The sequence below is a fragment of the Pedobacter sp. UBA4863 genome (assembly GCF_002399615.1).
GTDB lineage: Bacteria > Bacteroidota > Bacteroidia > Sphingobacteriales > Sphingobacteriaceae > Pedobacter.
On the sequence record NZ_DHDZ01000058.1, the window covers coordinates 22,211 to 41,102 of the forward strand.

General features: G+C 36.4%; 21 protein-coding genes. 14 read left to right on the forward strand and 7 right to left on the reverse strand.

The window, feature by feature from the left end:
- Positions 1-126 precede the first annotated feature (126 nt).
- A complete protein-coding gene (gene dcd, locus B3I52_RS14610; RefSeq protein WP_293302574.1) occupies positions 127-663 on the reverse strand; it encodes a dCTP deaminase in 537 nt (178 codons plus the stop codon).
- A 172-nt stretch (positions 664-835) separates the two neighbouring features.
- On the opposite strand from dcd, the gene B3I52_RS14615 reads away from it, so the two are divergent.
- The 4 genes from B3I52_RS14615 to B3I52_RS14630 all read left to right on the forward strand — a co-directional run bounded on the left by B3I52_RS14615 (position 836) and on the right by B3I52_RS14630 (position 3,887).
- Entirely contained in the window at positions 836-1,483 is a 648-nt protein-coding gene (locus B3I52_RS14615; RefSeq protein WP_293302577.1) for a 4'-phosphopantetheinyl transferase family protein, read from the forward strand.
- Between the two features lie 95 nt (positions 1,484-1,578).
- The gene (gene lipB, locus B3I52_RS14620; RefSeq protein ID WP_293302580.1) at positions 1,579-2,274 is read left to right on the forward strand and encodes a lipoyl(octanoyl) transferase LipB; all 696 of its coding nucleotides are present in this window, start codon (positions 1,579-1,581) and stop codon (positions 2,272-2,274) included.
- Positions 2,275-2,342: 68 nt separating this feature from the next.
- Positions 2,343-3,215: a hypothetical protein gene (locus B3I52_RS14625; RefSeq protein WP_293302583.1), complete on the forward strand. Its 873-nt coding sequence runs from the start codon at positions 2,343-2,345 to the stop codon at positions 3,213-3,215.
- A 63-nt stretch (positions 3,216-3,278) separates the two neighbouring features.
- Positions 3,279-3,887, forward strand: coding sequence for an SGNH/GDSL hydrolase family protein (locus B3I52_RS14630; protein WP_293302586.1), 609 nt, complete (start codon positions 3,279-3,281; stop codon positions 3,885-3,887).
- Positions 3,888-3,961: 74 nt separating this feature from the next.
- Here the strand turns inward: B3I52_RS14630 and mfd are convergent, their stop codons facing one another.
- On the reverse strand, positions 3,962-7,294 hold the full coding sequence (gene mfd, locus B3I52_RS14635) for a transcription-repair coupling factor (RefSeq protein WP_293302588.1): 3,333 nt from the start codon (positions 7,292-7,294) through the stop codon (positions 3,962-3,964).
- A 357-nt stretch (positions 7,295-7,651) separates the two neighbouring features.
- Between mfd and B3I52_RS14640 the strand changes: the two genes are divergently transcribed.
- Positions 7,652-8,209 (forward strand): hypothetical protein, encoded by a 558-nt coding sequence (locus B3I52_RS14640; RefSeq protein ID WP_293302591.1) that lies wholly within the window; start codon positions 7,652-7,654, stop codon positions 8,207-8,209.
- Between the two features lie 156 nt (positions 8,210-8,365).
- On the opposite strand, the gene B3I52_RS14645 is transcribed toward B3I52_RS14640, so the two are convergent.
- Positions 8,366-8,875 (reverse strand): transposase, encoded by a 510-nt coding sequence (locus B3I52_RS14645; protein WP_293302593.1) that lies wholly within the window; start codon positions 8,873-8,875, stop codon positions 8,366-8,368.
- A gap of 262 nt (positions 8,876-9,137) precedes the next feature.
- On the opposite strand from B3I52_RS14645, the gene B3I52_RS14650 reads away from it, so the two are divergent.
- The 6 genes from B3I52_RS14650 (at position 9,138) to B3I52_RS14675 (ending at position 13,704) form a co-directional block, all read left to right on the forward strand.
- A complete protein-coding gene (locus B3I52_RS14650) occupies positions 9,138-9,443 on the forward strand; it encodes a DUF2752 domain-containing protein (RefSeq protein WP_293302594.1) in 306 nt (101 codons plus the stop codon).
- A gap of 2 nt (positions 9,444-9,445) precedes the next feature.
- Positions 9,446-9,805 (forward strand): TM2 domain-containing protein, encoded by a 360-nt coding sequence (locus B3I52_RS14655; protein ID WP_293302597.1) that lies wholly within the window; start codon positions 9,446-9,448, stop codon positions 9,803-9,805.
- Between the two features lie 203 nt (positions 9,806-10,008).
- The gene (locus tag B3I52_RS14660) at positions 10,009-11,106 is read left to right on the forward strand and encodes a Nif3-like dinuclear metal center hexameric protein (RefSeq protein ID WP_293302600.1); all 1,098 of its coding nucleotides are present in this window, start codon (positions 10,009-10,011) and stop codon (positions 11,104-11,106) included.
- A 126-nt stretch (positions 11,107-11,232) separates the two neighbouring features.
- Positions 11,233-12,429, forward strand: a complete 1,197-nt coding sequence (locus B3I52_RS14665) for a tyrosine-type recombinase/integrase (protein WP_293302602.1) — start codon at positions 11,233-11,235, stop codon at positions 12,427-12,429.
- Positions 12,430-12,668: 239 nt separating this feature from the next.
- Positions 12,669-13,502, forward strand: coding sequence for a hypothetical protein (locus tag B3I52_RS14670; RefSeq protein ID WP_293302603.1), 834 nt, complete (start codon positions 12,669-12,671; stop codon positions 13,500-13,502).
- Between the two features lie 28 nt (positions 13,503-13,530).
- Complete coding sequence (locus tag B3I52_RS14675) at positions 13,531-13,704, forward strand: hypothetical protein (RefSeq protein ID WP_293302605.1); 174 nt, start codon at positions 13,531-13,533, stop codon at positions 13,702-13,704.
- Positions 13,705-13,753: 49 nt separating this feature from the next.
- Here B3I52_RS14675 and B3I52_RS14680 read toward each other — a convergent pair whose 3' ends face one another.
- From B3I52_RS14680 to B3I52_RS14690, 3 genes are read right to left on the reverse strand one after another with little or no spacing between them, the layout of a single operon-like run.
- Positions 13,754-13,909: a hypothetical protein gene (locus tag B3I52_RS14680; RefSeq protein WP_293302608.1), complete on the reverse strand. Its 156-nt coding sequence runs from the start codon at positions 13,907-13,909 to the stop codon at positions 13,754-13,756.
- Positions 13,910-13,930: 21 nt separating this feature from the next.
- On the reverse strand, positions 13,931-14,200 hold the full coding sequence (locus B3I52_RS14685) for a hypothetical protein (protein WP_293302612.1): 270 nt from the start codon (positions 14,198-14,200) through the stop codon (positions 13,931-13,933).
- Positions 14,201-14,206: 6 nt separating this feature from the next.
- Positions 14,207-14,932, reverse strand: coding sequence for a DUF4595 domain-containing protein (locus tag B3I52_RS14690; RefSeq protein WP_293302615.1), 726 nt, complete (start codon positions 14,930-14,932; stop codon positions 14,207-14,209).
- A 103-nt stretch (positions 14,933-15,035) separates the two neighbouring features.
- Here B3I52_RS14690 and B3I52_RS14695 point away from each other — a divergent pair, with 103 nt between their 5' ends.
- From B3I52_RS14695 to B3I52_RS14705, 3 genes are all read left to right on the forward strand, one after another.
- Positions 15,036-15,263, forward strand: a complete 228-nt coding sequence (locus B3I52_RS14695; protein WP_293302617.1) for a helix-turn-helix domain-containing protein — start codon at positions 15,036-15,038, stop codon at positions 15,261-15,263.
- Between the two features lie 150 nt (positions 15,264-15,413).
- Positions 15,414-16,031, forward strand: a complete 618-nt coding sequence (locus tag B3I52_RS14700; protein ID WP_293302619.1) for a hypothetical protein — start codon at positions 15,414-15,416, stop codon at positions 16,029-16,031.
- A 132-nt stretch (positions 16,032-16,163) separates the two neighbouring features.
- Positions 16,164-16,907 (forward strand): zinc ribbon domain-containing protein, encoded by a 744-nt coding sequence (locus B3I52_RS14705; protein ID WP_293302621.1) that lies wholly within the window; start codon positions 16,164-16,166, stop codon positions 16,905-16,907.
- Between the two features lie 93 nt (positions 16,908-17,000).
- Here the strand turns inward: B3I52_RS14705 and gdhA are convergent, their stop codons facing one another.
- Complete coding sequence (gdhA, locus tag B3I52_RS14710) at positions 17,001-18,329, reverse strand: NADP-specific glutamate dehydrogenase (protein ID WP_293302623.1); 1,329 nt, start codon at positions 18,327-18,329, stop codon at positions 17,001-17,003.
- Positions 18,330-18,892 lie beyond the last annotated feature (563 nt).

An 18,892-nucleotide genomic window follows, 5' to 3' on the forward strand; every position in this document is an offset into this window, starting at 1 on the left:
TATGCCAATTAGGTTTGCTATGGGTTAAAACATACTTTTTATGTTCGTTTACTGGTATTTATAAATGAAGTTACAAAAAAGCTTGTCGTAATAATTACATTATAGACTATTATTTTAGCGCTAAGGTTAAAAATTATTTTTCCACATCATGCTTTCTACCGGGCGAGTGGTTTTATTATTGTACTTGGCGTTGTCTTTGGTATTGTACATTTTCTCGATATTTCCCTCCACCACAAAATAAATTAGTTGCCCAATAGGCATTCCTGCATAAATTTTTACTGGTTGTACACAAGAAATTTCTAACGTCCAGGTATTGCAAAAACCAACATCTCCTTTACCGGCAGTGGCATGAATATCAATACCTAAACGGCCCGTACTACTCTTGCCCTCCAAAAAAGGAACGTGCCCGTGTGTTTCTGTATATTCTACCGTAACGCCCAGGTAAAGTGTACCGGGCTGTAGCACAAACCCATCTTTCGGAATTTCGAAATGTTCTATTTTATTGTGTGCTTTTGCGTCTAATACACGGTCTTTATAGGTGGCCAAATATTTACCCAAGTGTACATCGTAAGAGTTGGTGCCCAAACATTCTGGCTTAAAAGGCTCTATAATAATGGTGCCTTTGTCTATTTCTTCAAGTATCCGTTTATCTGACAATATCATTTTTAAGTTTTTTGGACTAAATTAGGAGAAAAATAGCAAAGGGCAAAGGCATAATACCAGGCAATATGAGGTGTTTAGGATATGCCGATGAGAATTTGTGGCATTTAGCAGTTATTGATCCATACGCTCTGCCAAAATTTCTTTACTTTTGTAGTGATTTTCTAAATAGAGGATGCCCGTAGTTTTTGATTTAAAAATTGATACCCATACCGAACTTGCCGTATGGAAAATTGAAGAGAGCCACCAGGACCTAATGGCTGGTTTACAGCTCAAACAGCACGAGCTGGATATCATCGAATCTTTTAAGAGCGAGAAACGAGCACTGCAATGGCTAAGTACCCGTTTGCTGCTGAGAACCATGCTCAACACCAAAGAATATATAGACTGCCAAATGGACGACCATGGCAAACCCTATTTGGTTAATTATGACTATCACATTTCCTTAAGCCATTCTTATGATTATGCCGCGGTGATGATTAGCCGCGATAGCCAGAAAAAAGTAGGCTTGGACATGGAGATCATCAAACATAAAATTAAGCTAATTAGGCATAAATTCCTCTCTGATGTGGAACTGGCGCAAAAACAAATTGGCGATAACATTAACGGCCTGTACGTTTGTTGGTGTGCCAAAGAGGCCATTTACAAGTGGCACGGCAAAAAAGAGCTAGAGTTTAAACGAGATATCCATATTAAACCCTTTAAACTAAAAGACCAAGGCATGTTGACCGCCCTAGTTGAACTACCAGCAGGCATTAGAGAACTAGAAGTAAATTATTTTAAAACTGATGACGACTATATGCTGGGCTATGTAATTGGGTAAGCGCCTAGCTCCTAAAGGGGAGTTAGGGTAACAATAAAGCAATACAACAATTTAACAATTTAACAATAAATTCCCCCTTTAGGGGGCTAGGGGGCATGAATAAAAAAGTAAAATACATAGATTGGGGCTTAACCGATTACCAGGAAGCTTGGGATAAACAGGAAGCAATTTTTAATGAAACTGTTGCCTTAAAAACCAAGAATAGAACAGAAAATACTGCACTAGAAACACCCAACTACCTTATTTTTAATGAGCACCCGCATGTTTATACCTTGGGCAAAAGTGGTAAGCCAGAAAACTTATTGCTTAATGAACAAGGTTTAAAAGACAAAGAGGCTACTTACTATAAAATAAATAGGGGTGGCGACATTACCTACCATGGTCCAGGGCAAATTGTTGGCTATCCAATTCTAGACCTGGATAACTTCTTTACCGATATCCATCTTTATTTACGCACCCTAGAAGAAGCAATAATACTTACTTTGGCCGATTATGGTATCGAAAGTGGAAGATACGAAGGCTTTACTGGCGTTTGGCTAGATGCCGACAATGACAAAGCCCGAAAAATTTGTGCCATGGGAGTACGTTGCAGCAGGTGGGTAACCATGCACGGTTTTGCATTTAACGTAAATACCAACCTCGATTATTTCAAAAATATTGTTCCCTGTGGCATCGACGATAAAGATGTAACCTCCATGCAACGCGAACTAGGGTATGTTTTAGATATGGAGGAAGTAAAACAAAAGTTGAAAGAACATATTGCTAATTTATTTCAAATGTCAATCATATAGCTCGGTCCGTTGATGGGCTACTACCAGTCTAATAGTTTAGCGTACCAACTAAATCTAAAGGAGTAACCATGACGATTAAAAAAATACTATTTGCACTTTCCTTATTACTGTTGCTAAGTCCAACTTATGCTCAAATTAGCGGAGGTAAAGGGAGCTATGAATTTCAGTTGCCACCTTCGTTTGGCGAGAAAAAAATGGAGGTATATTACTATAGGCCATTGGGCGATGTAACCACAATGCCGATTTTGTTTGTAATGCATGGAGTATTACGTAATGCAGATGTTTACAGGGACAATTGGGTAGAATTAGCAGATAAGCATAAGATTTTAGTTGTAGTCCCAAGGTTTACCCAAGAAGATTTTAAAGGAGATCGCGGCTATGCCTTTGGAAATGTACAGGCGAAGGGAGGTAAGTTAAATGACCCTTCTATTTGGTCGTTTAGCTTAATGGATAAGATTTTTGATGATGTTGTAACACAAACAAAGAGTAAGCAAAAAAAATACGATTTATTTGGTCATTCTGCAGGTTCTCAGTTCAGTCATCGTTTTGTGCTGTTTATGCAAAAAAATAAAGCTGATAGAATAATTGCAGCAAATGCAGGTTCTTACACAATATTAGATGAAAATGTAAACTATCCATTTGGCATAAAAGATCTGGAGATTGATGACAACCGCTTAAAAGCATTATTGCAAAAGGATTTTGTAGTTCAATTAGGCGATAAAGACACAGATCCAAACCACTCTCAGCTACCCAAATCTGTAGCGGCAATGAAACAGGGTTCAAATAGATTTGAAAGAGGTCACTATTTTTATGAAAAAGCCAAAAAGCAAGCCGAACGATTAGGAGTGTCTTTGAACTGGAAAATACGAATAGTAAAAGGAGCTGCACATCAGAACAGTAAAATGGCCGCTGATGCCGCAAAATATTTGTACGGAGAGTAGAAAACTAATATTCTATAGCAATTTTGATGATAGAATATTACCTTTATTTGTTAACGTACAAAAATGAATAAAGAACTTTCTTATTTAGCCATAGGCGATTCGTACACCATTGGCGAAGCGGTAGAGCAAGTCGAGTCTTTCCCTTATCAGCTAGTAGAACTCTTAAGAAAAAAAGGTGTTAGGGTGGCAAATACAAAAGTAATTGCTAAAACAGGTTGGACTACCGATGAGCTTGCCTTGGCAATTGAACAAGAAAACATTTCTCAGACTTTTGATTTAGTTACCTTACTTATTGGCGTGAACAACCAGTATAGGGGTTATTCGGCAGAGAATTACCGTATAGAATTTAAACAACTGTTGCAAAGCGCCATTGCTTTTGCCAACGAAAAATCAAACAATGTTTACGTGCTTGCTATCCCCGATTGGGCTTACACTAGTTTTGCTAAAAAAAGCGATAGAGATCTCTCAAAAATTAGCCAAGAGATTGATGCTTTCAATGAAATTAATTGTTCTGAAACCGCAATGTGCGGGGCAACATATATTGATATTACCCCAATTTCACGTAGGGCAAATCAAGATTTATCATTAATAGCCCTTGATGAATTACACCCCTCTGGTAAAATGTATGCGGAGTGGGCAAAATTACTTGCAGAACAAATAATCAAAGCGTAAATTAGCTTTATTGGTGATAAACTTCCGTAGTAAAATAAATTTAGCAAGGACAAACCGCACATCTCGTTTCACCGCTAAACCATCTCCAGCATTTCTACGGCTTCGTCTATGTTGTTAATGTTATCGAACGAGATGCGCAAGCTGTCTTTCACCTCTTTTAAGTTACACAAACGTGGGTGCATTTGCGCAAAAGCCAAAACCTTATTAAAGGTTTCCGAATCGAAAAACTTAGATTGCTTATCGCTCACAAAGTAACCTCTTAGAACATTTTTCTTATAGCTCACCTTTTCAAATCCCAATTTCTTGGCTATCCATTGTAGGCGTACCACTTTAAGCATGGCCAACACCTGCGAAGGGATAGGGCCAAACCTATCTCTCATTCTTTTCTCGAAAACTGCAATTTGTTGCTCGGTTTCTAGTTTCGATATTTCGGTGTATAGGTTATAGCGTTCGGTAATGTTGGTTACGTAGCTATCTGGAATATGCAATTCTACATCGGTATCTACTTGGGTAAAGCTTACATATGGTCTTTCGGGCTGGTCTTTAAACAGATCCTTAAATTCATCGTCTTTTAGCTCCTGTATGGCTTCGTCCAAAATTTTGTTGTACATCTCAAAACCAATCTCGGCAATAAAACCACTTTGTTCGCCACCTAAAAGGTTTCCGCTGCCGCGTATGTCTAAATCACGCATAGCGATGTTGAAACCACTTCCCAAATCAGAAAACTCTTCGATGGCACTTAAACGTTTGCGAGCCTCGTCTGTTAAGGTTGAGAGCGGTAAACTCAATAAATAACAGAAAGCTTTTTTATTAGAGCGGCCTACCCTACCACGCATTTGGTGCAAATCGCTTAACCCAAATAGGTGTGCATGGTTAATGATGATGGTATTGGCATTTGGCACGTCCAAACCTGTTTCTATAATGGTGGTTGCTACCAAAACATCTTTTTCGCCATTAATAAAATCGAGCATTACATCTTCTAGGGCATCGCCTTCTAATTGGCCATGTGCAATGCCAATTCGAGCGGTAGGCACCAAGGTTTGTATCAGCCCTGCTAATTGTTGTAGGTCTTGTACACGGTTATGCACAAAGAAAACCTGTCCGCCGCGGTCTAGTTCAAACTGAATGGCTTCTTGCAGTAATTTATCATTAAACACGTGTAGCTCGGTGGTAACGGGCTGCCTGTTTGGCGGCGGCGTGTTAATAATAGACAAATCTCTGGCGCCCATTAAAGAGAAGTGCAAAGTGCGGGGAATTGGTGTAGCGGTTAGCGTTAGCGTATCAACACTTACCCGTAAAGCACGTAGTTTTTCTTTGGCGGCTACCCCAAACTTTTGTTCTTCGTCAATTACCATTAAACCTAGGTCTTTAAACTTCACATCTTTGCTCAGCAAACGGTGCGTACCTATAATAATATCTATTTTACCTTGTGCTAGCTTCTCTAAGCTTTCCTTTATTTGCTTGTTGGTTTTAAACCTGTTGATATAATCTACCGTACAAGGGAATTCTTTTAACCTAGATGAAAATGTTTTGAAGTGTTGCAGGGCCAAAATGGTAGTAGGCACTAAAATAGCTACTTGTTTGCCATTGGCTACTGCTTTAAAAGCGGCACGAAGGGCTACTTCGGTTTTGCCAAAGCCTACGTCGCCACAAACCAAACGATCCATAGGGTGCGGTGCTTCCATGTCCTTTTTTACATCGGCGGTGGCTTTCATTTGGTCGGGCGTATCTTCGTAAATGAAAGAGGCTTCGAGTTCGGTATCTAGGTAGCTATCTGGAGCAAAAGCGGTACCCACCTGCGCTTTGCGTAGCGCATAAAGCTTAATCAAGTCGCGGGCTATGTCTTTAACTTTTTTTTTAGTGCTTTTTTTTAGCTTGTCCCAAGCTTCGGTACCGAGCTTGTTCATTTTTGGCGGGGTGCCGTCTTTGCCGCTGTATTTCGCTATGCGATTTAACGAGTTAATATTTACATAAAGTAAGTCGTTATCGGCATAAACCAAACGGATCATTTCTTGCATTTTTCCGTTGTTTTCTACTTTCTCTAAGCCTGCGTATTTACCAATGCCGTGGTCTATGTGGGTTACAAAATCGCCGGGCTTTAGGTCTCTCAGTTCTTTTAAGGTAATGGCTTGGCTGCGCTGGTATCCTTTTTTAAGTTGGTATTTATAAAAACGATCAAATATTTGATGGTCGGTATAAAAGGCTACTTTTTGGGTAAAGTCCACAAAGCCTTCGCGTAGCGGAATATGGATAGGAATAAACTTTACCGTTTTATCAATATCGTCTAAAATGGCATAAAGGCGTTCTATTTGCTTTGCCGAGTTGCTAAAGATAAAATTGTTAACGCCTTGCTTTTCGTTTTCCTTAAAATTATGGATGAGTAGGTTGAAATCTTTATTGAACGAAGGTTGTGGCTTAGTATCGAAGTTAAATACTTGATCTGTTTGGTAGAAAAATTGTTTTCCGAACTCTACCAAGGTAAAGTCTTGGAACAAATCTGCCAACATTTTCTCGTCAGAGAAAGCAAACTTTGGATCTAACCAATTGGGATTTTGCTGCTTTTCTGCTGCCGAAAGTGCTTTCCAAAGTTCGTTCGCTTTTTTATATCCAGACTTGATAATGTCTAAGGTAAAGGCCACGTCTTTAAACCAAAGTTGGGTGTCTTTTTCGATATAATCTAACAGGTTGATGTTGCTTTCTGTTAAAAACTTGGCTTGTACGTTTGGTACTATGGTTAGGTTTTTAACATCATCAACCGATAGCTGGCTCTCGATTTCGAAAGTACGGATGCTTTCTACTTCGTCGCCAAAAAACTCGATGCGGTAAGGTAAATCGTGAGAGAAAGAGAAAATATCTACAATGCCTCCGCGAATAGAGAACTGCCCTGGTTCGTACACAAAATCTGAGCGTTGAAAATCGTATTCGAATAAAAATTCATTAATAAAATCGATGCCTAAGCTAGTGCCAACAGCTATTTCTAAGGTGTTTTTTTCGAGTACGCTGCGGTCTATTACTTTTTCGGCCAGGGCTTCGGGGTAAGTAACCACAATTTGGCCATATTCGCTTTGGTGGTTTAGCTCGTTAAGTACTTCGGCCCTTGCCAATACGTTTGCAGTATCAACCTGTGTAAATTCAAAGGGTTTACGAAAGGACGAAGGAAATAATAAAATCTCTTTGCCTAAAATGCTTTCTAAATCAGAAGAGAAATAAGCGGCCTCTTCTCTGTTGGGCAGTATAAAAAGCTGTGGCTTATGTTGTAAAAAATAGGTGGTAAGTGCAATAACTGCATCAGAAGAACCCACCAATCCTTTTAGTTGCGTTTTGCTTTTGCCAATATTCAGCGATTTAGCAAGGTCAAGTACCCGTTGGTCGGTTTTAAATCTATTAATTAAATCTCTAACGTTCACTAGCCAAAGATACGCATTGTATTATTGTTGTGTGGTTAAATTGTTAAATAAGTGGGCAAGTGCACTAGCGGGAGAGTTTGTTAATCTAATTGGGCATTGGGTCTGCTGCGCCTTCAAAAATTGCATCCTGCATCGTAGCTGCTTCTTCCTTCCTTCGGTACAGCAGTAAAACAACCGAAATATACACTCATTTAAGTATTAAAAACCTAAAAAATAATAAAAGCCCATTTGATGACTTATAATAATTTATATATATTGGATAAGTTTATGAGACAAACAACCATTTACTGATGTATATGCCTCATTTTATGAGATGTATATATAAGTTAGGCGACATTTACCAAAACACACAATCAAATGAAAATCAATAAATTAGTTTTATTAGCATTTATGATGGTATTCACATCTTGTTATGCACAAAACACAAAAGAACCAAAAATTAATACTAAATTTAACAAAGAATACGCATCAAGTAGAAAATCATTTGTAGGAAAACTAAATAATGTAGAATATAAAGAATTAAGAAATAGATTATTGAATGTTCTGAGAGCTGAAATACCTGATAACAATGCTATTCTAATTAATTATTATCAAAAAGGTTCAAACTGTTATGAATATGGACTTGGAAAAAAAGACGCTTTAACCGTTATCGAAAACTGTATTCGGATTTCTTCTCAAATATCAAGAGAAAATAATACAACAGATTTTTTTCTTTATTCAGACAAAACACCGAATAAAGAAAGAATTGAGAACAGAAATAATTTTATTCTAGATTCGGGATTTTTTGAAGAAAACATATTTACCCTAAAAGAAAATTGTAGGGCTTTTTTTATTCTAAAAACAAATGGAGAATTTATGAAATATTATGGTTCAGACTATTATTCTGAAGTAAAGAAATTCCTTGAAAAAAAATAAAAACATCGCCTAACATCGGTAACTGTTACACAACTTCAAATTTTACGTAAAACCGAAGAAAACGACCTGCTTTAAGCCCCTATAAACAAGGCCAATGCTAACGCTCAATAAAACATTCAGCAAATTACACGAGCCTATAAAGCTTTGTATGCACCCTCAAAAAAACGTTTCCAGATGGCAAGAGCAATCCTTTAATTGGGGCATGCCTTGCGCCATTATTGTTGGGTTTTTACGAATAAATTTGAGCAGTTTCTTTAGATTATAGCTCAATGCGGCCATTAAGACATGCTTGTTGGCCTGTGCCATGCCCCTGCTATTGATCCGTTTCATGTTCTGGTGGTTAATTAAAGTACCAAGTACTGGTTCTACCGTGCTACTTCGGCTTTTAACCAGCCTACGGTGATAGGCTTTGTTATCCGTTAATTTTTGGTGCATCCTATCATAAAGTGGCTTATGGATAATTTCATCTAGCTTTTTAAACTTACTTACCCTGCCGCAACATTGTGCCCTAACTGGGCAGTGCTTACAATCGCTCTCACTGCTGCGGTAAGTTTTCTTCTGGTAGCCCTTGCTATCGGTATGGGTGCTTTTGTATGGCAAAATAGCACAATTACCTCCTGCCTGTAGGCATTCGTATTGGTTTTTTTCTACTATTAATCGGACCAATTTCACGGAAGCACACACGTGCTGAATATCGATTGCGAAACTTTATCGAAAATGAAGTAACTGCTTTTTCTAGGAAGCGGGCATCTATTTATTTTAAATGTATGCCCGCTTTTTTTATACCTTTTCTATTGCCAAATTTTTTCTTTGGTTAGTTAATTTTTCCACTTTGTCGGGTTTTATTTCCTTTTGGTCGAAAATGATTTAAAATAAGTAACAATACCCTTATTATTGCTTCTAATTAATAAACAACAAAGAAACGGCGATGAGCAAAGCTGGGAATTATGTAGAAATTGTTTTTTGGATTTTAGCGTTAACGTTACTGGCCACTGCCCATCCACAAGAGCATCATTTTACACTATGCCCACTGGCAAACCTAGGTTTCGAATGGTGCCCGGGATGTGGTTTAGGTAGATCCATTACGGCCATCTTTAATGCTGATTTTAATGCAAGTTTTAGGCAACATTGGTTTGGCATACCTGCCCTACTCATTATCCTTTACCGCATTTATCAGTTAGGTAAACAATTAATTTTTAAACAAAACAACTATCTAAAATATAAGGAGATTTAATCATGTTCGACCAAAATTTTATGACATTGCCGGGGATTAGCCCTCAAGAATATTCTTACTTGCAATCTGCAACGCAAGGTTTCAACGAACAACAATTGCGTACGTTTTTAATGGTATATGCCGGTAAACGCAAAAATCCTAGCGATATTTTATTATTCACGCTATTAGGCTTTTTAGGCTTTGCAGGTATCCAACGTTTCGTTGTTGGACAAATTGGAATGGGTATCTTATACATTTTAACTTGCGGTTTGTGTTTTATCGGTACCATTATCGATTTAATTAACCATAAGCAAATTACCTTTGAGCACAACCAACGCATGGTTTTCGAAAGTATGCAAATGGTTAAAATGAGCAACTTTTAAGCTGCAACTCTTAAAGCAAAATAGTTTATACACACAAATACCAAATCCCTATGGCCCAAAAACTATAGGGATTTTTTAGTTTGATGGATTCTAAAAACGCAATTGTTCTAATTGCAACTTTTCTACAGACGTGCTCATGTTCGAATAAAGAAGACTAAAGGATGGCGGGGCTATAATTTGTCTATTTTCCGTATTTTTATACCATGAAGTTATTCGAGATTACCAATTTTTTGGAAGATTTGGCTCCGCTCAGCTACCAAGAAGATTACGATAATGCAGGTTTAATAGTAGGCAACCCAAACGATGATATTCATGCGGCATTAGTTTCCTTAGATTGTACCGAGCAAATTGTTGATGAGGCCATTGCAAAAAACTGTAATCTCATTATTGCCCACCACCCTATCGTTTTTAAAGGTTTAAAAAAACTAAATGGCAAAAATTATGTAGAACGTGTGGTTTTAAAAGCCATTAAAAACAACATCGCATTATATGCCATACACACCAATTTAGACAGTGTACAGCATGGCGTAAATGCCGAAATTTGTAAACGATTGGGCTTAGTGGACACAAAAATTTTAGCGCCCAAAGCCGGTATCTTAAAAAAACTGGTTACTTTTTGCCAACATAAAGATGCCGAGCAATTACGAAATGCCCTATTTAGTGCGGGGGCCGGGAACATTAACAATTATAGCGATTGCAGTTTTAATGTAGATGGCACAGGAACCTTTACAGGAAATGAACAAGCCAACCCAACCCTAGGCCAAGCAGGTGTACGCGAATACGCTAACGAAACCCGTATCGAAGTTATTTTTAAGGCCCCTAACGAACGTAAGATTTTAACCGCATTGTTTCAAAACCATCCTTACGAAGAGGTGGCCTACGATATTTATGCCTTGGAAAACAAATTACAAAATGTAGGTTCGGGCATGGTAGGCCAGTTAGAAAATGCTTTGTGGGGCAAAGATTTTTTGCATTTGGTAAAAAACAACATGCAGGCAACAGTATTGCGCCATACCGCTATACTGCCCCAACAAATTAAAAAAGTAGCCGTTTGTGGTGGCTCTGGTAGTTTTTTGCTAAAAAATGCCATTGCCGCAGGTGCCAACGTGTTTGTTACCGCCGACTTTAAGTACCATGAATTCTTCGATGCTGAAGATAAAATCATGATTGTAGATTTGGGACATTTTGAAAGTGAACAGTTTACATCTAATTTGTTGATAGCTAATATTCAAGAAAAATTTCCTAACTTTGCAATCCGTTTAACGGAGCATAACACAAACCCCATAAATTATTTCATTTAATGGAGGTGTTTTAGTTGGTTTAAAAGCCGTTTTTTATTTATATAATCTCGCTTAAATATCCATTTAATAGTAATATGATACCATAATTGATACCAATTATTTTCTTATATTTGGTCTGTGGAATCGTTGAATAAGCATTGTGAAACCCCTTTTGTAGCTAAAGACAAATCAAAGTGGTACATCCAATTTTGGTACAAGGATAGTTTTGGGGCGAGAAAACCTTACAAGAAGGCATACGATTTAAATAAGGCTGACTATCTAAAAAAGGTTGGTAATAATCTTGTAGAGATTAATAAAACAGAGAGAAAATCACATGCCCAAAATCTTGTAAACAGTCTCAAAAATTCTCTATTAAAACAATACTTTAATCCCAATACTAGACTATTCGAATCCCTAGATAAAGCAGATTTGCCTTTTATTGGATACCTCAAAGATTTTGTAAATTATAACCCAAGAAAGAAACGAAGTGACAACACTAAAGAGCTTTATAAATCTTACAATAGGGTTATTGAAGAATTCCTAACAAAAAGGAATTTATCTGCAATTGCCCTAAATAAAGTTACCAAGGAATTAGTCTCTGAATTTTTATTAAAGGTTGAGGACAATGGTAAAACAGGTCATCGAGATAATTATTTGCGATACTTAAAAGGTTGCTTTAAATATTGTGTGGATTATTTGGAGGTTCTGCCTAAGAATCCTTTGCAGATTTTAAACACAATCAATAATCAAGATTCAGAGACAAATAAGGCATATCCGAGTGAACTACTAGAATTGGTATTAGCTGAAAGTAAAAAGCTTGACTATCATTTCTATCTGTTGCTGCGGTTGATATATTATACTCTAAGGCGACCAAGTGAATTACTTGCGCTTCAGTATAAGAATTTTGATTTTGATAAAGGAACAATATCTTTTCATAGCAGTATTATCAAAACTAACAGGACATTATCAACACGATTACCGAAGCATTTACTCGAAGAACTAAAAAATAATATTCCTAGAGGTGTCAAGAGGGATGATTATTTCTTTGGGAATGTTGGCAGAGCTGGAAAAAAAAATGAATACATTAAGTCTTTATTTGCATCCTGCAAAACTCCATTTGTACACTTTCAAGACAAATTCAAAACGATACAGAAACGGCTAAACTTGGAGAAGGGTTATACTTTGTACTCATTTAAGCATAGCGGTATCGTTTATGCTATCGAGGAGATGCAATGGAGCGATTACGATATCATAAGCTATACAGGTCATACAGATACTGCAATCTTAGGGAGATACTCCCGTGATGCTAAAAGACCTGTTAAAGAGCATACGGGTACGATATAGGGGCGTGAATTGTAACATAAATATTACAATTTGAATATCTTTCTTATAATCAATTTGTTATCTATATAATTTCAAGAATCTTTTTATAAAAACTTGTTTTTTTTCAATTCTACAGTATTGTTGCTGTATTCGGTCACTATTTATATATGACCGTCACAAGCAGCTATCTAGATGCAAGCCATGTAGTAATGGTGTCAAGATTCTGTGTAAGTGTTTGATTAATAAGGTTTAATTAATATATGAATACATCGGAGTACAATAAAAAATACTATCTAAATATAACAAAGAAGAAGAGAAAGATAGCAAGGTTAAAGAGGCAGTACGGTTTTATAAATAAGGATATAGCCAATAGAATATACAAAAAGGGAATAGTCGAAGAATTTGCAAACTATGCTTTCAATTGTTTTTTTACAGGTACTGCAAATCCAAATTATAAAGTAAGGGAACAGCTTAAACTTGACAATGAATGGTTTGTTTCAATAAAAAAAGAGTACGATATAGATTTAGGAATAAAATATTTCAAGCCCATATCTATAGCCAAACTAACAAGATATACATTGCAATATGTCAGTTACTTAATTAAATTGAGGGCAATAGATAGGGCATTTATAGTTTTTGAACAGAATAAACAAAAAGATTGGCATACTCATATAATGCTAAATGTTGTTAACTCTAATATAATAGATATAAATGGATACTTGGAAGAAAAATGGTCGCTAGGTATTAGCCTAAATGTTCCTGTTAGAAGCCAGATTTCTAAGGTCAAACATCTTTGGTATTCAGTTAAGGAAATTGACATTTACGGAGTGTCAAGGTGTGCAAAAGAGAAAGTCTTAATGTGGAATTTTTTAGGTGATTATAAAGAAGATATGAGGGAAATAAGATTAAGTCAAATCGAGCTTACTGAGCTGTACAAAAAGGAATGTGAGACAAGAGTAAATCAAAGACCAATTAAGAAGTGTGAGAATGACTTAGACCTATTTAAACTAAAAAACAATATACATGTTATAGTGGATTGGAATCAGCAAAGAGAATTAGCAAGTAAATACAATTCTCGTTGGAAATCGGCATAATACTTCTGATTTAGAAAAGATAAATAGGATGGACAAAAAAGAATACGACCAAAAGAATAAAGTGCTAAAGGAAATTGGCGGCTATACTTTTGAAGACTATAATGCTTTTGTATTTGCAAAAGATGAAGCAACGAGTAAGAAATATGAAGATATTGTATTTAAAAAGTTTGATGAGCATTGGGGAGCAATGTCAAAAAAATAGGAAAGCTCAATACTAACTATCCTATTTTTTAAAAATTAAAGAACTGACATTATCTAGCTTCTACTAATTGTGATATGGATTTTAGATTAGAGCCATATTGTCCCTCTATCAATTTTTTTGCATCTCCATAGGTCTTAGCCTGTATCATTGTTTGTATGCTACCTGCTTTATTGTGCAGGAAGATTGTTGCTTTCCATGTTTTCATAATATTTAGTCTTTCTAGTAATTAAAAATTTGTCATTAACAGATAAGCTACAACGCATAGAAGTATCGCTATTGCCCATGATGTAAGTGTCTCTTTTTTTCTAAATTTTTCTGTGGGTTCTTGGGGCTGGATAGATTCGGAGTTCAATCTTTCCTTTTGCTTGTTGACCTTTAATTTTCTTTCCTTATTAATTTCATGTAGCGTTTCTAATTCTATACCGTCAAGATTATATAGCTGGTTAAAATCATTTATAGAATTATTAACCTTATCAAATAAATCGTCTGATTTCATATTTATTTATTTGCAGGTATGTTTATATGTGTAAACAGTTTCTCTTCCATCTCCATCTTTTTTGGTCATGTTAATGATATTACCGTTGTTGTCCTTAGTATAGCTGTAAGTGCCTCTATAATAGCTATATGATTCTGTAATCTTTGAAATAAGGTTTTTTGATTGTTTGCCAAAATACTTTGCTAAAATCCCGTCTTCTACACGAACATCTGTTCTCAAGGCTAGGGCGAATATATCGACAAAGTTTGAGGGTCTAGTTTCGGAGCTGTATTCAAGGTTGGTAGTATTGTAGATGCCCCATTCATCACTTCTCTCTATCTTGCTAAGGTTTCCATTGCTCCAACTGTATTTGATAATCGTTTTTCCGTAAGATTCTTCAATGAGATAACCTTCTGAATTGTATTTGAAAGACCTTTCTCCTTGGCTTTTAATTATTCCCTGTGCATCCAAAAGATAAGTTCGCATATCATTATGGCTTCCTGCTGATGAATTTTGTGTAATTGTAGAGGTTGTGTAAATATAGGAGCTTGTTATGTTTTCATTGCCGTATGTAACAGCAGTTAAATTTCCTTTGTCGTCAAAAGTAAATTTCACATTACCGTTATTGCCAATTATAACTTCGGATAGAGCGCAATTTTTAGGTGTTCCATTTTTCACGTCATTATCATTAGAGGATTTTTTACATGAAGCGAATACGCTGATAGCAATAAGAAAGATTAATGTTCTGTTCATAATTGATTTTGTTAATTTATTAAGACAATAATAAGTGTTTTAATTTCAAAATACAACAAATCGGTTGTGATGTATTTGAGTGTTTAACTTTTCCTTTATACCGATGGAAAAGAAGGATGCCATATTGAGGAGATTGGGGGAGCGTATCAGGCAGATACGTAAAGAAAAGGGTATCACACAGGGGCAATTGGCATATTCTATTGATAAAGACCAACAATCCATACAAAGGTTGGAAAAAGGTAATGTAAATCCATCATTGTACTACTTATGTGAAATAGCGGACGGATTAGGTGTTGAAATAAGTTATTTATTAGGGGGACAGGGTCGTTGAATTAAAATTGTCAAAATGGTTGATAAAAAGTTGTTTTGAATGTACTGAATGACGATTTTAACGTACTAATTGCCTACGTAAGCGTACCAAAAGAACTTAATAATACCATATCCCACTATATAGTTCTTATGTTGAAAGGCTTATGTTATAATGAATGCCCTTCTCTCCGCAAGTAAAATCAAAAAATTTTTTTTAGAAATTTTAAATTTTAGGGATTTGCTAAATTTGAACATGGAAGGTATGGCTCTTATATCAAAAAAATGGCTTGATGTAGATTCGAAGTACATCAAGACTTATGGAGAGAATTACTTGCTCATTTTTTTAAATGTGCTAGGTCAATGCAGTAAAAAATTACTAAAAAGTGTAAACGATTCAAATGGGGCTACAGTTGCTAGGATAGGTGTAGTGTTAAGCAGTTATTGCCAAAGCAATGAAATTGACATTGTTTGCTACAATCTCCATTCATTGCAGGCGATTTTGAAATCAAATCTTTCTGAGGAAGTAAAAGAAGATGTGATTAAAAAATTATCCAAATTAGATGCCATAGAAAATTTGATTGTGCCAAGCGGTAAGATTGATAATATTGAAGTTATGGGCAATAAGCTAAAAGAAATTTTCAATTCTGTATTAGGCAAGATTGATGATTTACATGAGCAATTTATCGTACCCAAAGACAATAGTTTAACAGCTAAGCAAAAAGCGGAGATTAGAGCCGATGCTTTAATCGCAAATACCAATCAATCAACAAGAAAAATAAAAAATAAATAACTATCTTTGCAGGCTTATTAGAATAGAATAAAAAGCTATTTGAGGCAAAGGAAAAATAATTGATACCATTTTTGATACCATTGTTTTCTTAAATTGCTGATAATCAACATATACAATTAAATATTTCATTTAATGGAACAAACAGTAGAGCAAAAGCTAAAAGCTTTATACGAATTACAAAATTTACACACCAAAATTGATAAAATACGCCAAATTAGAGGCGAACTGCCAATTGAGGTTGCCGATTTGGAAGATGAGGTAGCTGGTTTGGAAACCCGTATACAAAAGATAAAAGCAGAGTTGGATGATACGGAAGATGCAATTGTAAATCGTAAAAACATGATTAAAGAAGCTCAAGCTTTAATCAAAAAATACGACACTCAACTTAAAGACGTAAAAAATAACCGTGAATATGATGCCTTAACCAAAGAGGTAGAAATTCAGAACTTAGATATTCAGGTGAGCGAGAAAAAAATCAAGGAATTTGGTTTTGAAATCAATAACAAAACTGAAATCTACGAAAAAGCGCAAGCTAACCTTGATTTAAGGAAAGGTGATTTAGAAGCGAAGAAAGCTGAGCTTGAAACCATTACTGGCGAAACAGAAAAAGAAGAGCAGGCTTTAGTTAAAAAAGCAGAAAAAGCACAAGAAAACATTGAAGAGCGCTTATTATTTGCTTACAACAGGTTAAGGGGTAACGCCATTAACGGTTTGGCAGTAGTAACTATCGATAGAGATTCTTGCTCTGGTTGTTTCAATAAAATTCCGCCTCAACGCCAGTTAGATATCCGTCAGCGTAAAAAAATTATTGTTTGCGAGCACTGCGGCCGTATCTTGGTTGACGAAGCCTTAACACACGAATTAGCAGAAGCTTAATAACTGCTGTAGTTATAACCAAAAAGTCCCGATGTAAAAACCGGGACTTTTTGGTTATAACCTATTTCTATTGCTTGGCACAAAGCTCAAGTTTTAAACAACTCCTTGGTCAATCATGGCATCGGCAACCTTAACAAAACCGCCAATATTAGCGCCTTGTTCGTAATTTACATGGCCATCGGCTTGTTTACCATAACGCACACAGGTATCATGAATACCTTTCATAATGAGGTGCAAACGGTCATCTACTTTTTCGCTAAACCACGAGTAGCGTAACGAGTTTTGGGTCATCTCTAAGCCAGAAACTGCCACCCCGCCAGCATTTGCCGCTTTTCCGGGTACATAAAACACCTTAGCTTTATTGAACAAACTAACGGCTTCGGAAGTGCTGGGCATATTGGCCCCTTCGCCTACATATTTGCAACCATTGGCAATTAATTGCTTGGCGTCTTTATCGTCTAATTCATTTTCGGTAGCACAAGGTAGGGCAATATCGCATTTTACTTTCCAAGGGCGTTCATTGGCAAAGAATTTAGCTTCGGGGTACTGATCAAGGTATTCTTTAATACGTCCACGCCTAACTTCTTTCAGCTCAATTACCCAGGCCAATTTCTCTGCCGTGATACCTGTTTCATCGTAAATAAAACCTTCCGAATCGGATAGGGTAACAACTTTTGCGCCGCATTGAATACTCTTCTCGGCCGCATATTGCGCCACATTGCCCGAGCCAGAAATGGCCACAACTTTTCCTACTAAAGTGTCTTCTTGGCTTTTTAAAATCTCTTGTATAAAATAAATTAAGCCATAGCCCGTAGCTTCTGGCCTAATTTTACTGCCACCCCAACCTAAGCCTTTTCCGGTAAGTACCCCTGTAAATTCGTTTTTTATTTTTTTATACTGACCAAACATGTAAGCTATTTCACGTTTTCCAACGCCAATATCCCCTGCGGGCACATCAAGGTTGTGGCCTATATGTCGGTATAGCTCAGTCATAAAACTTTGGCAAAAACGCATTACCTCATTGTCAGATTTCCCTTTCGGATTAAAGTCTGACCCGCCCTTGGCACCACCCATAGGCAGTCCAGTTAAGCTATTTTTTAGGGTTTGCTCAAAAGCAAGAAATTTTAGGATGCTTAAATTTACTGTGGGGTGAAAACGTAAACCGCCTTTGTATGGTCCAATGGCCGAGTTCATTTGCACACGATAACCACGGTTTATTTGTATCTCGCCAGCATCATCTAACCAAGCAACCCTAAAAATAATTACACGCTCTGGTTCTGCCATGCGATCGAAAATCTTGTGTTTTTTATATTTCGGATTTACTTCGATGTAAGGCAAAATATGCTCGGCTACTTCTTTAACGGCTTGTATAAACTCTGGCTGATACGGATTTTTCTCTTCGATTTCTTTTAGTAAGTTCATTAAACTGGGACTAGTGGCTTGGCAGCTTGCAGCTATTGGTGAAAAACAGCAAACGCCTAAGATATATTTAAAATTTCGTATTTAATGAACTAAAATTATACAAATTACATTTAAAACAAAATGATATTTTTAATTTTTGATAAAAAATCGTTCTGTTTTTTACAAATAAACCAACACAAGACTTTAAAGGTGCTCGCTCCTTATGTTCTTAGTATTGGAAGAGCTGTAACTATCTCGAAAAGATTTGATTGCCTTCTTTTTGAAAGGCCAAGAGTGGCATAGCGGATGACAAGTGGTAAAAAAAAATTCTACATTGCAACTATTGAACAGCGGGAGAACGAACTGAGGCTATAAGGGCTTTATTTATCGTTAATACCGTCTTTAAAACCTTCTACAAAATCGCTCCAGTTTAAGGCTAAGCCTATTAAAAAAACTGCTAACAAAATAATTAATGTGAGTTTTGGGTCTTATTTTTAGGCTATGCCACATGTCAAGCCCTAGCAAACCCCATTAAATTCACTTAAAACAGACCTTGGTCTGTGCGGTAGTGGTAAAATTGCCTT

Coding starts and splice junctions, on each gene's coding strand:
- B3I52_RS14705 (WP_293302621.1), top strand. CDS start 16,164: ATGGAACAAACAGTAGAGCAAAAGCTAAAAGCTTTATACGAATTACAA.
- B3I52_RS14625 (WP_293302583.1), top strand. CDS start 2,343: ATGACGATTAAAAAAATACTATTTGCACTTTCCTTATTACTGTTGCTA.
- B3I52_RS14690 (WP_293302615.1), bottom strand. CDS start 14,932: ATGAACAGAACATTAATCTTTCTTATTGCTATCAGCGTATTCGCTTCA.
- B3I52_RS14700 (WP_293302619.1), top strand. CDS start 15,414: ATGAATGCCCTTCTCTCCGCAAGTAAAATCAAAAAATTTTTTTTAGAA.
- B3I52_RS14695 (WP_293302617.1), top strand. CDS start 15,036: ATGGAAAAGAAGGATGCCATATTGAGGAGATTGGGGGAGCGTATCAGG.
- B3I52_RS14675 (WP_293302605.1), top strand. CDS start 13,531: ATGGACAAAAAAGAATACGACCAAAAGAATAAAGTGCTAAAGGAAATT.
- gdhA (WP_293302623.1), bottom strand. CDS start 18,329: ATGAACTTACTAAAAGAAATCGAAGAGAAAAATCCGTATCAGCCAGAG.
- B3I52_RS14630 (WP_293302586.1), top strand. CDS start 3,279: ATGAATAAAGAACTTTCTTATTTAGCCATAGGCGATTCGTACACCATT.
- B3I52_RS14670 (WP_293302603.1), top strand. CDS start 12,669: ATGAATACATCGGAGTACAATAAAAAATACTATCTAAATATAACAAAG.
- B3I52_RS14650 (WP_293302594.1), top strand. CDS start 9,138: ATGAGCAAAGCTGGGAATTATGTAGAAATTGTTTTTTGGATTTTAGCG.
- B3I52_RS14615 (WP_293302577.1), top strand. CDS start 836: ATGCCCGTAGTTTTTGATTTAAAAATTGATACCCATACCGAACTTGCC.
- B3I52_RS14685 (WP_293302612.1), bottom strand. CDS start 14,200: ATGAAATCAGACGATTTATTTGATAAGGTTAATAATTCTATAAATGAT.
- lipB (WP_293302580.1), top strand. CDS start 1,579: ATGAATAAAAAAGTAAAATACATAGATTGGGGCTTAACCGATTACCAG.
- B3I52_RS14680 (WP_293302608.1), bottom strand. CDS start 13,909: ATGAAAACATGGAAAGCAACAATCTTCCTGCACAATAAAGCAGGTAGC.
- B3I52_RS14660 (WP_293302600.1), top strand. CDS start 10,009: ATGAAGTTATTCGAGATTACCAATTTTTTGGAAGATTTGGCTCCGCTC.
- B3I52_RS14655 (WP_293302597.1), top strand. CDS start 9,446: ATGTTCGACCAAAATTTTATGACATTGCCGGGGATTAGCCCTCAAGAA.
- B3I52_RS14640 (WP_293302591.1), top strand. CDS start 7,652: ATGAAAATCAATAAATTAGTTTTATTAGCATTTATGATGGTATTCACA.
- dcd (WP_293302574.1), bottom strand. CDS start 663: ATGATATTGTCAGATAAACGGATACTTGAAGAAATAGACAAAGGCACC.